The sequence below is a fragment of the Butyrivibrio sp. MC2013 genome, from assembly GCF_000424585.1.
Classification (GTDB): Bacteria; Bacillota; Clostridia; order Lachnospirales; family Lachnospiraceae; genus Butyrivibrio.
This window is the reverse complement of record NZ_AUKE01000001.1, coordinates 139,221-151,214: the sequence shown is the minus strand read 5'-3', so window position 1 is coordinate 151,214 and position 11,994 is coordinate 139,221. Positions and strand designations below refer to the sequence as shown.

At 39.4% G+C, this 11,994-nt stretch carries 8 protein-coding genes; 7 read left to right on the top strand and 1 reads right to left on the bottom strand.

The features are described 5' to 3' along the window. The first annotated feature begins 3 nt into the window (after nt 1-3). The 4 genes from G636_RS0100600 (at nt 4) to G636_RS16655 (ending at nt 4,165) form a co-directional block, all read left to right on the top strand. Nucleotides 4-870: an SDR family NAD(P)-dependent oxidoreductase gene (locus tag G636_RS0100600; protein WP_051226352.1), complete on the top strand. Its 867-nt coding sequence runs from the start codon at nt 4-6 to the stop codon at nt 868-870. Between the two features lie 5 nt (nt 871-875). Beyond that, complete coding sequence (locus G636_RS16660; RefSeq protein WP_051226351.1) at nt 876-2,282, top strand: lipopolysaccharide biosynthesis protein; 1,407 nt, start codon at nt 876-878, stop codon at nt 2,280-2,282. A 192-nt stretch (nt 2,283-2,474) separates the two neighbouring features. Next, a complete protein-coding gene (locus tag G636_RS0100590) occupies nt 2,475-3,536 on the top strand; it encodes a hypothetical protein (RefSeq protein ID WP_026506429.1) in 1,062 nt (353 codons plus the stop codon). Between the two features lie 53 nt (nt 3,537-3,589). Then, on the top strand, nt 3,590-4,165 hold the full coding sequence (locus tag G636_RS16655; protein WP_081668196.1) for a phosphomannose isomerase type II C-terminal cupin domain: 576 nt from the start codon (nt 3,590-3,592) through the stop codon (nt 4,163-4,165). Between the two features lie 139 nt (nt 4,166-4,304). Here G636_RS16655 and G636_RS0100580 read toward each other — a convergent pair whose 3' ends face one another. Next, a complete protein-coding gene (locus G636_RS0100580) occupies nt 4,305-5,054 on the bottom strand; it encodes a helix-turn-helix transcriptional regulator (protein WP_035778348.1) in 750 nt (249 codons plus the stop codon). Between the two features lie 227 nt (nt 5,055-5,281). On the opposite strand from G636_RS0100580, the gene G636_RS16650 reads away from it, so the two are divergent. The 3 genes from G636_RS16650 to G636_RS0100565 all read left to right on the top strand — a co-directional run bounded on the left by G636_RS16650 (nt 5,282) and on the right by G636_RS0100565 (nt 11,825). Beyond that, nucleotides 5,282-8,098, top strand: a complete 2,817-nt coding sequence (locus G636_RS16650) for a carbohydrate binding domain-containing protein (RefSeq protein ID WP_051226350.1) — start codon at nt 5,282-5,284, stop codon at nt 8,096-8,098. A gap of 244 nt (nt 8,099-8,342) precedes the next feature. Further along, nucleotides 8,343-9,827, top strand: a complete 1,485-nt coding sequence (locus G636_RS0100570; protein WP_026506427.1) for a hypothetical protein — start codon at nt 8,343-8,345, stop codon at nt 9,825-9,827. A 135-nt stretch (nt 9,828-9,962) separates the two neighbouring features. Beyond that, nucleotides 9,963-11,825 (top strand): AAA family ATPase, encoded by a 1,863-nt coding sequence (locus G636_RS0100565; RefSeq protein ID WP_026506426.1) that lies wholly within the window; start codon nt 9,963-9,965, stop codon nt 11,823-11,825. Nucleotides 11,826-11,994 lie beyond the last annotated feature (169 nt).

The window sequence follows — 11,994 nt, the reverse complement described above, 5'->3', positions numbered from 1 at the left end:
GTGATGAGTTATATTCATCTGATAAAAAAACTACTTCCCAAAACTGTCAAGGAAAAGATTAAAAGTGAATTAAGCGGGAGCACAGTATATGATCTAAATGTTTTGGATCAAGGTAGATTAAAGAATAAAACTGTAATTGTTACTGGAGGATCCGGTGCAATTGGTAGTGCAATCTGTTTTCGCCTTGCAATGGAGGGAGCAATTGTAGGAGTCTGTGGTAGAAGCATTGAAAAGATAAACATGGTTATTGATAACATTCAAAAGAACGGAGGTAAAGCTGTTCCTATCGTTTCTGATGTTACTGATAGAAACACATTCCAAAAAGCGATAGATGACTTTTACAAAGAATTTGGAGGTATACATATCCTTGTAAATAACGCTGGAGGAAGTGCACGAGGGGATTCAACTGATTTTTCATCACAAGACTTTGAAGTTATAAAGAAAATTTTGAGTATTAACCTGATAGGGACAATGCAATGTACACATGTGGTACTTCCTTATATGAAACAAGATGGGTTTGGAAGAATTATAAACATGTCTTCTATTGTTGGTCTACAGGGGAAATCTGGTATGACTGATTATGCAGCATCCAAAGCTGGAATCATCGGTTTTACAAGAAGTTTGGCGATTGAGCTAGGGAAGTTCAATATAACAGTAAATGCAATATCACCTGGATACGTTAACCAGACTGTATTTGATCGGGGACGTAAAACCTTGTACGCAAATATCAATTGTATGGGACACAACGGGAGAACTGACGATATTGCAGGAACTGTGGCTTGGCTTGTCTCAGAAGATGCTAACTATGTAACAGGACAAAATATTATTGTTGATGGTGGACGAAGTCTTGGATTATGGGGCGATAACTGACAATAATGAGTACAAGCAAGGATAATAATAGTATGAATGGCGTAAATTATAAGAAAGCAGGAACATATTACTTTATTGGGAATATTTTCAATAAAGGAGTAGCTTTTTTAACGGTTCCTATTTTTACAAGGATTCTATCTTCTTATGACTATGGAGTCATAAACACCTATAACTCATGGGTGGGAATTATAGCTATGATTATAGGGTTCGCATTGAACATAGGCGTTCGTCTTGCATTCGTGGATTATGAAAAAAAGATAGACGATTTTATGGCAACAATTACGTTGTTTACATTAGGCGTCTCTGTAGCCAGTATTAGTGTAGTTATTGGGATTGTCAAAGTATTTAATATTAATGCAAATATTCTGTTAATTTGCATGTGTTTGCTTCATTCTTTTGGGGTTGCAATAGTAACTGATTATATTCAATACCTAATGATGCAATATCGCTATAAATTTAGAACAGCATTAATGGTTTTACCCAATTTGATATCAGTAATTGTATCAATAGGCGCAATCTTATTCTTTTTCAAGAGCGAACCGTACCTTGGTCGAATTATACCAACAACTGCAATCAACTTGTTGTTTGGTTTAATTGTAGTATATCTTGTGTTGCGAAAAAGCCATATTTTTTGTTTTGAATATCTAAAATATGGTTTGGCAATTTCGGCCCCATTGATCGTACATGGAATTGCACTAAACATCTTGTCACAATCAGATAGAATAATGATTACTTCAATGGCTGATGCATCTCAAACAGGTATATATAGCTTGATATACAACTTTTCCATGATTGCTACGGTTATTACCACCTCTTTGGAAGGGGTGTGGCTTCCTTGGTTCACTCACAAAATGAAGGAAAACAAACCGGAGGAGATTAATAAACTTGCTATTGATTATGTTAATGTAATGACATATGCGATGGTGTGTTTGATTTTAGTTGCGCCAGAAGTGGTGAAACTATTAGCCAGTCAAGACTATTGGGAGGGTATTAGTATCATCCCTCCGATAGTATTAGCTAATTATGTGATATTTGCTTATACATTATATGTAAATATTGAGCATTATTATAAAAAGACAGTTTTTGTTACATTAAACACGACTGTCGCAGCTGTAACTAATATAGTTTTAAATTTTATTTTTATTCCTCAATATGGTTATATAGCGGCTTCTTATACAACACTTGCATCATATGTTGTTGCCTTGATTATGCATGCAAGATATGCAAAAAAACTTGAAAATTCTCTTTATCCAATAAAAACATTCCTCATACCATGTATTCATTTTGCTATTACATGTATTATGTTTTATGCATTTATGGATAAAGTTTTTATACGATGGGGAATAATGATTGTATACTTTGTTGGCATGTTGTTTAAAGAAAGAAATAAGCTTAGTGAGTTTTTTTCCTGAAAAAAGGATAAAGAGAAGATTATATAGTGTGATTTATTAAAATGGGAAAGATTACAGTTGAAACATGTGAAATTGAGGGACTTTAGGTTTGAAGCGCTACAAATTGTACAAACAGCTTGCCTTCAAAGTTCTCATCAGATGCAACAGACATAATATAAACGCGAAAACTAATAAAAAAGAGAGGAGAAGCTTATGGAAATGATGAAAAGGGTTTATGCTTTTTTCGGCGTGGGAACCAAAAGAAAAAAGATGGTAGATGGCGTATGTATTGTATTATATGTTTTGTTGACCGTATTCCTTCTTAGAGGAATTATTTTGAAGAATTATGTATTTGGGACGGATGATTGGCAGCACTCCATCATGTATTATTCTTTATATATTGTAAGTATTATTATTGTTCAGGTGTGGTTATATTTGTGTTTAAAACATGGTGCGTATTATTCTGAAATAGATAATTATTTTTCGGCAAATGAGTATAAACAAGTTTGGAAGGATGTCCAAGAAAGCATGATGCCATTATGTTTTAAAAAGAGGGGGATGCTAGAGAAAATTATAAAAATAGTTTATATTTTGGTATGGATAGGTATAATATTTCTTGTAGTCTTTACCATGGATAGATTGGACTATTTTCAATTTCTTGAGATTGAATTAATTGAATCAAAAGGCGGAACAGTCACTCGAGTTTTTTCGCTTTTGGGGTTATGTTTATTTGTTGGCGGAACAATATTGAATTTTAATAGCTATTACGTTAGCATTACTTTTTCATATTTTCTTAGAAATGTATCAAAAATAAGTGACAAATTAGCATATAATCATGAGAAGCCTTCATATACGTATGGTTTTCACAAGTTAGTTCATATTGCTTCTAGAACATCAATTGGTTTTTTCAGTATAGCGATGCTTTATATTTTAGAATTATTAGTCTGTATGACGCTAGGGGGACCAGTTGACAGTGATCAAAGCGTTTTCCTTTGGTTGCTTGTTGCGTGCGCTATTTTTCCGTGTATCATTTCGATGCTGTTAGTGTTTACTTTATCAAAAGCCTTCCTGAATCGGTTGTTAAGAGACTGGAAATTTAATGAAATGATTGAGCTACAGAATAAAGGTGTTACCTCTCCCGTTGTATTAGAACAAATATATAAAGATAAGTTTCCGGTTTTGAGAGCAGATATTACAATTGCTTTTATAACCTTGATTGTCAATGTGGGATCTCTTGCTTTTGCAGCAATACAGACTTTTTACTCCACTCATTAGTGCTCTTGTTTCTTAGGCTTTTATTGTATGAGAAAGAAGAATAGATTCTGGTAATGTACTTTAATGGCGAGTGGAAGGATCTGGGTACCTGGAATACCCTTACAGAGGCTACTAAGGAACGAATAATAGGTAAGGGATACCTGAATGATAAGTGCCAGGGCGTACATATTGTAAACGAAATGGATGTGCCTGTACTGGCCATGGGACTGACTGATGTAGTGATATCAGCTTCCCCTGAGGGCATTCTGGTATCTGACAAGGAGCAGAGCTCATACATCAAGCCTTTTGTAGATGGATTTGTACAGCAGGTGCGATTTGCTGAGAAATCCTGGGGAGACTTCAAGGTAATAGATGTGGAAAATTCCAGTATGACTATTAAGGTGACACTTAATCCGGGACATTCCATGAATTATCACAGTCACGAACATAGAGATGAGGTTTGGACTGTAATTAGTGGTCATGGCAGGACTATTGTAGATGGCCAGGAAAGGGCGGTTGCACCGGGCGATGTGGTAGTGATGCCTAAAGGCACCAAGCATACTGTCATTGCAGATACTGAGCTCAAGCTTATTGAAGTGCAGCTCGGAGAAGCTATAAGTGTACAGGACAAGATCAAGTATGCAATTTGAACGTAAACCACGGTGACGTTTCATTTTGACTCATAATAAAAACGGGAAACAGCTGGCTTATTCCTACAGATTATCTTGATGAAGTGGGAAATGGGAAATGCGAGAGAAAGCCATTTCCCACTGGCGCTTTGTAAATACCTCACATACTCCCCTTCCAATGTGTACCGAAGTATTTGCTTCGGTACTTTTTGGGTGTCATATTGGTCTCTTTATAGAAGAGCTTTATGAAGTGGCTCTGGGATGAGAAGGCCAGATATGAGGCTATATCTACCATGGAGAAATCACTGAAGCGAAGCAGGTTTTTGGCTTTGTCTATTTTGACTTTTCTGATGTATTCGCTTGCGGCTATGCCTACCTCTCGCTTGAAGAGTCTGGAGATATAGCTGTCAGAGCAGCCTGTGGCCCTGGCCAGATCCTCGATGGTTATCCTGTCATTAATATGTCCGTAGATATAATTCATGCATTCCGAAACGGGCCTGGAGTAGGTGGAGCTTTGCCTTAGAAGCTGCATTCTTCGGGCGTAATCCATGGCCATTTCGTCATGCAATATTTCTATCTCTTCCTCATCAAACAGGTCATCCAGTTTGCCTATATAGTAGTCGCTGAGACGAAATGACAGCTCTGTCTCCATGCCGTTTTCTATACATATCCTGGATATGAGTCCTGCTGTTACCACAAAGTGGTATTTCCTGTTGAGTATGGGATCTCTGGAGAGTGTGCCCACACCCTCTACATCCATGAACTTGCGCTGCCTCAGATTGATACTGACAGCATCTATATCTCCTGCAGCTACATTCCTGTAGAAGTACATTTCATCAGAAGGATCCCTGTGGATGAATTCTTCCTCTGAATCCAAAAAGTCTGCTTTTACCCATTCATTATTGATCATAAATATCTGTCGCTTTCTTGGTGTTTCTGTATAAATCCATCCCGTATTTCAAGCTGGTATCTTGGATTTTTATTTCTTTTTTATAATACTTTCTAACACATTCGTGTACTGATTATATCATTTCAGGTCATGAATATGCTATTTTATCCCCTCTTTTTATATAGTGACAGTTTTTAAAAGACTATTATGTTGCACGATGCTTATGTATTTCATATTGGAGGGAAACTATGGTAAAGGGTTATGTTAGAAGAGCGTTGGTGGCAGCTTTGTCTATGACAACAGCTAGCGCCGCTATGGCTATGCTCCCTTTTGCTGCTCTTGCTGCTGAAGAGGGAGAAACGGTGTCGGATAATGAACTGCAAAGTCCGGATGCTTATACGCTGGTCTGGGAAGATGACTTTGACGGGGATGGTCTTGATCTTGGGGACTGGAATGTGGAGACCCATGAAGCAGGATGGGTAAATGCAGAGCTGCAAAGATACACATCCCTTGACGAAGGTAATATCGAGGTCCATGATGGTATGCTCAGGATCAGGCCTCACATAGCAGGGGGGAATCTTGAAGAAGATGCTGATGGTGGAGAGGTCAGCCTTGATGGAGAGATCACTTCAGGCCGCATATCCACTCAGGGCAAGCATGATTTTAAGTACGGACGTTTTGAGACCAGGGCCAGGGTACCCAAAGGACAAGGCTATCTTCCGGCTTTTTGGCTGATGGCTACAAATGAGAGCTTCTATGGTCAGTGGCCCAAATGCGGTGAAGTAGACATCATGGAAGTCATGGGGCAGGATACATCCAGGTCATATCATACAGTTCATTATGGCTATGATCAGGGCTCAGGTCACAAGCAGAATCAGGGAACATACACACTTGATAGCGCTTCTTTGGATTATTCAGATGATTTCCATATTTTTACTCTGGACTGGGATCCCGGGAAAATGACCTGGTATGTTGATGGACAGGAGGTATATACAACAAATGACTGGTATACCGGAAGCGGTGATGATGATCAGCTGACATATCCTGCGCCCTTTGATCAGGATTTTTATCTGATCCTGAATCTGGCAGTGGGAGGAAGCTGGGTAGGCTATCCTACGGATGAAGTCAAAGAGGCTATGAACGATGCTGCATTTGATATTGACTATGTCAGGGTATATCAGAAGTCTCAGGAAGAGTATGAGAGACTGGAAAATGAAGCGGTCAGCCCCCAGAGGGATCCTGACAGATTTAGAAAAGCTGATGAGTCCGGTAATTATGTTATCAATAGCAATTTTACAAATGATATAGGCATAGACGGATCTGCTTCGGCAGACAAGGATAATTGGAAATTCCACGTAGAAAGCGATGCTTACGGAGCAAGCTATGTAACAGGCTCCGAAGGTATCACCATCACTCCTTCATCGGCGGGATCTCAATTGTACTCGATCCAGCTAAAGCAGGAGCATATCCCCATGTATAAGGGCTGGGAATATGAGCTTAGCTTTGACGCTTATTCCACTATGGAGCGTGATATCGTAGTTGATGTGGACGGTCCCGACAGGCAGTGGATCAGATATTTGCAGGATGAGACTGTCAGGATAGGAACAGATAAGAAGACCTATACAATTGATTTTGTAATGAATGACAAGACTGATGCCAACGGCTGCGTGGAATTCAACCTGGGAAAACAGCCCTCTACAGCGCCTGTGACTATTTCTAATGTCAGGATCATCCATAAGTCCGGAGAAGAGGTCATAGAGCAGCTGGTAAAAGAAGTCAGGGCAGACGGCAACTATATCTACAATGGCTCTTTTGACCAGGGTGACAAGAGACTGGGATATTGGGAATACAGTGACGCTGATAAGGAACAGATATCAGTGACCAATAGTGATAATAAGAGAGAACTAAAGGTTGTGGTTCCTGATGGCGCAGGGGAGATTAAGCTATCTCAGAGCGCTCTTTCCCCTCTTGTAAAAGGCACTTACGAACTCTCATTTACTGCAAGGACTGAAGGAGAGGCGCCCTCTGATGGTATCCTCCTAAGGGTATCCGGCAAAGAATACAGGCCTGAAGTCACTGGTGAAAGCAAGAAATATTCTTCAAAACTGACATTTAATAATGATAATTCAAGGGAAGAGTCCTATTTGGAGATCATATTTAATAAGCCGGGGACATACTATCTTGATGACATCAGGCTAAGCGATGGCGCGCTGATAAGGAATGGCTCTTTTGACCTTGGCATGACCGGCTACTATGCATATGTACAGGCTCCCATTAATGCTTCTTATGTAATAGCAGACACTGATGAGACTGATAATACATTCATTATCTCTATCGAGGATACTATGGATGACGGCTCCAATCCCTGGTATATCCAGCTGATCCAGGATGGTGTGCGCCTGGAAAATGGCAGAAAATACAGACTGTCCTTCAAGGCAAAGTCCAGCATAGAAAGGGCTGTTTCCTATTGTGTTCAGGAATATGAAGGAAGCTGGCAGAATTACAGTAATACCGGCTCTGTAGAGATAGGACCTGATTGGCAGACTATCAGTTCTGAATTCACTATGGATTACCCTTCAGATGATTATTGCCGATTTGGCATCACCATGGGATCTGTAGATGGCAAGAGGATCACAGATAAGCATGATATCTATATCGATGACATCACCCTCATAGATATAACTGACGAGGATGAAAGCGGTACAGGTGATAACGGCGGTGATGATCAGGGAGAGGTCACAGAGCCTGTAGATGGTGATAATACAGATGATCCCACTCCGGGTGAAGGAGGATCAGAAACAGGCAGTGATACAGAGACCGGTAGTGAAACAGATCCGGGAACCGGTACAGGCAGCGGTGAAGATTCAGGAAATCCTTCAGAAAATGAAGATGATCATAATGAAGATACGCCCTCTGATGAAAACACAGGAGATGACGCAGAAGAGGACAAGCCTCAGGAACCTGCAAAGCCTGTAGTTCCTCCCATGCAGGTTATTGTAAGAAGAGTGATCAAAACTGTGGTGAAATTGGTGTCTAAAATCCTGAGATTATTATTCAGGTGGTAATCTTATTCGTTGATGTTTGCATTTTGCGAACTAAACGTCAGACATGCAGGTATTTGACTGTAAAACATGCTCCGGTCTCTTATGAGAGCGGAGCATAAATTTTATATAAAAAAATCTTTTACAATACCAATCTTCAGATGTGGTCCATGTTCTGCATTATGTGCTTTTTATACTACTTGTATGATTATAATTCTGATACAATATACAAGGCGCATTTTGACTTCTTGAGGGGAGGTGTCTCTGCATGTCTATTTTTTTCTGCACTTTTTTGTTTATCATTAGCGCAATTGTGGTAAATTATCTGGTTGGTAAGCTGTCCAAGGTTTTTCCGGATAGCAGCATCCTAAAGCACATTGACAGATTCCTTTCCCGTAAGAACGTACTGATCATAGGACTTATTCTTATGGGCATTTTGATCTGTTCTATGCTTAATAGCTGGTCTTTTGACTATTTATGGCAGAGATTTGAAGTGGTTGCAAGTGCCGCCGCTAACCGTATTGAACAGATCATTCCCTCACGCGATCGTGATATACCAGATGATCCGCTGCCACATTCGGCAAAAGCCAGCGATATAGAAGACTCACCTGCGGATGAAGAAAAATCCGCAGTTGAAGTAAATGAAGCCGGCGCAGATGAAGCTATAGCTGAGGAGCCTGTGGCTACGACCACTTCTGGGGATGATCAGTCTGATATAGGCGTCATAGATGTGGAGGCAACAGTGGATTCTGCAATAGTGGCAGATGCACAGGAAGAACATTTCCTTAGTATAGATCCCATTCTGCGCTCTGATCTTGCTGCTGAAGGGACCAGGATCGATCGCTATCAGGGTGATATCACATACGAGGGTCAGGTGGATATCTATCAGATATCTGCTCCGGCAAACGGCGAATACAGGATAGACATAGACGATATCAGGGCAGAATTGTCCCTGGATCTTGAGGTATATGATTCTCTGGGCTATAAGGTCTCTTATGATTATAATATTTTCGCCAGAGGGGGCCTGACCCTGTATGATGTGCAGGCAGGAGAGAGCTATGAGGTCAGGGTATCTCAGAGAGACGACTTTGGCTCATATTCTTTGGCTATTGGATATCCTAAGGTGCCAATGGACATAACATCATGCACTAGTCTGACAGATAGCATAGAATATAGCGACCAGGTCAACAGATACTTTTTCACTGTTCCATATGCAGGGACCTACAGGTTTGAACTCTCAGAAGTATATGCCGGGACAGGCTTCGGTATGTATATATATAACTCTCTTGGAGAGAGGCTTGCTTATGACGGCATTAGCAACAACGGTGAAGGCGTGACTGTATACGACATGACGCCAAATGACAGCTACAGCCTTGAGATCAGGCAGTATTCGGATTATGGCAGCTATACCATTAACATTGGAAAGCAAAAGGAATGTCGTGATATATCAGCTGTCACACTTTTGACTGACAGTATAGAATATAGGGATCAGTGTAATATCTACAGCTTTACTCCTTCTGCAGATGGGATATACAGCTTTGAATTATCCGGGATGATGAGTGATGCCAATGTTGGTATCAGTATATATGATCATCTGGGAGAACGTGTTGCCTATGATTATTGTAACAACGGTGAAAATCTGACTTTTGATGATGCCAGGGGAGGCGAGACCTATACCATGTATGTGTCCCAGGAAAGTGGCTTTTCAGATTACTGCATCAGCATAGATAAGCTTGCGGGGCAGAATGACTAGTGTTCGATGCCTGACAAAGATATAGCTATATTGCAAAATATACATGCGTTATTCGGCAAGATGTCATTATTTATTTGATATATTGCCGAATAACGCATATAATTTACTTAACAGGAAAAATCTTGGAGGTTTTCTATGAAAACAGTTAAGGAAAAGGCTAAAGAATGGGGTATAAGTGAAAGAACAGTTGTTAATTTATGTAATAAAGGGAAAATATCAGGTGCGTATAAAAAAGGCAGAATGTGGATTATTCCCGATGACTCTTTGCGCCCTGCAGATGGAAGAATCTCCAGCGGAAAGTATGCCAAGAACTATATGCGAGCAGCAAGAAAACCTTTACCTATCGGAATATCTGACTATATAAGAGCACAAGCGGATTATTATTATGTTGATAAGACACTTATGATAAAAGATTTTCTTGACTCTAAACCTCTTGTTTCGTTATTTACAAGACCAAGGAGATTTGGCAAAACCTTAAATATGGATATGCTGCGCGTATTTTTTGAAATCTCCGAAAATGACACAAGCGTTTACTTTAGGGACAAGGCGATATGGAGATGCGGCGATGATTATAGGAGACATCAAGGTAAATATCCTGTTGTATTTTTGACTTTTAAGGATGTGAAATTTGATTCTTTTCAAGATACGTTATCTAAGATTGCTTCCTTATTGCAGGTTGAGTTTGGAAGACATTATGAACTATCTACAAGTTCAAAGCTTCAGCCATTCGAAAAAGCTTTTTATTTAAAAGTTGTTAATGGAGAAGCTGGTGAAGTTGAACTTTCATCAGCACTGGAAAATCTTTCGAGAATGCTTTTTGTTCATCATGGAATAAGTCCCATAATAATAATAGATGAATATGACACTCCCATACAGGAAGGCTATGCGTCGGATTATTATGATGAGATCATTGGGTTTATGCGTAATTTCTTTTCCGGTGCGTTCAAAGATAATAAATATCTGACCTATGGTTTTTTGACGGGTATTCTGAGGATTTCACAGGAAAGTATTTTTAGTGGAATGAATAATCTCTCAGTAAATACGATATTTGATAAAGAATATGACAGCTATTTTGGATTTACTGATGATGAAGTACATGACATGATGTCATATTATGGAATATCAAACAAGGAAACTGAGCTTAAGGAATGGTATGATGGTTATCTTTTTGGAGAGAAAGGAATATACAATCCTTGGTCGGTCATAAACTATATCTCTAAAGGATGCCAGCCTGGGGCATATTGGGCTAATACAGGTAAAAATGAGATACTTGAGGATGTGATGAAAGTGGCTTCTGATGATATTTCGCAAAAGCTCTACCTGCTTATGCAGGGCGAAAAAGTTATTGCCAAATTGAATCAGACGACAGCTTACAGATCGCTTACAGACAATCCTGAGAATATTTACAGTCTTCTGATGGTGGCAGGATATCTCAAAGCTGAAAAAAAGGAACTTTGGGATGATGGGAGCTATCTATGTGAGATCACTATACCAAATAAGGAAATCAACGCTGTATTTAAAAGTGAGATACTTTCATATTTTTCACAAATGGGCACTATTACTCAAACGACAGCTAATAGAATAGCGGAAAGCATTTATGCTAATGATATTTTGAAATTACAGGATTATATAAGAGAATATATGCTTAAAACGGTGAGCTTTTTTGATACCGGTGCAGAAGGCTTTTATCACGGATTGCTCCTGGGTCTCATAGCATTGATGGATAACGATTACAAAATAAGATCTAATCGTGAATCCGGTGATGGAAGATATGATATTTGTATGTTTCCCAGAAATAGAAGAAATGCCGGAGTGATAATCGAAGTGAAATGGGAAAGATCGCTTACGGAAAAAGCGTTGGATAAGCTTGCTGATGATGCCTTGGATCAAATTGATCAGAATAATTATGATATGGAGATGGCTAAAGAAGGCGTTGATAAAATAATCAGATTTGGCATGGCTTTTTCCGGAAAGAAAGTAGTGATCAAGAATCGCTAATGGAATTTGAAAATAAGCCGCAGGTGCATGGTGTATTATTTTCATATTTAGTATGACAAATGCAAGATTACACCCAAAAACCTTGTTTCAACCTTTACAAGCTCCTACAATGATGAAAAAGTTTCTATACCAGTTGATATGGAAACACGACGGGGATTATTCGTTAGGG

Coding starts and splice junctions, on each gene's coding strand:
- G636_RS0100600 (WP_051226352.1), top strand. CDS start 4: ATGAGTTATATTCATCTGATAAAAAAACTACTTCCCAAAACTGTCAAG.
- G636_RS16660 (WP_051226351.1), top strand. CDS start 876: ATGAGTACAAGCAAGGATAATAATAGTATGAATGGCGTAAATTATAAG.
- G636_RS0100590 (WP_026506429.1), top strand. CDS start 2,475: ATGGAAATGATGAAAAGGGTTTATGCTTTTTTCGGCGTGGGAACCAAA.
- G636_RS16655 (WP_081668196.1), top strand. CDS start 3,590: ATGTACTTTAATGGCGAGTGGAAGGATCTGGGTACCTGGAATACCCTT.
- G636_RS0100580 (WP_035778348.1), bottom strand. CDS start 5,054: ATGATCAATAATGAATGGGTAAAAGCAGACTTTTTGGATTCAGAGGAA.
- G636_RS16650 (WP_051226350.1), top strand. CDS start 5,282: ATGGTAAAGGGTTATGTTAGAAGAGCGTTGGTGGCAGCTTTGTCTATG.
- G636_RS0100570 (WP_026506427.1), top strand. CDS start 8,343: ATGTCTATTTTTTTCTGCACTTTTTTGTTTATCATTAGCGCAATTGTG.
- G636_RS0100565 (WP_026506426.1), top strand. CDS start 9,963: ATGAAAACAGTTAAGGAAAAGGCTAAAGAATGGGGTATAAGTGAAAGA.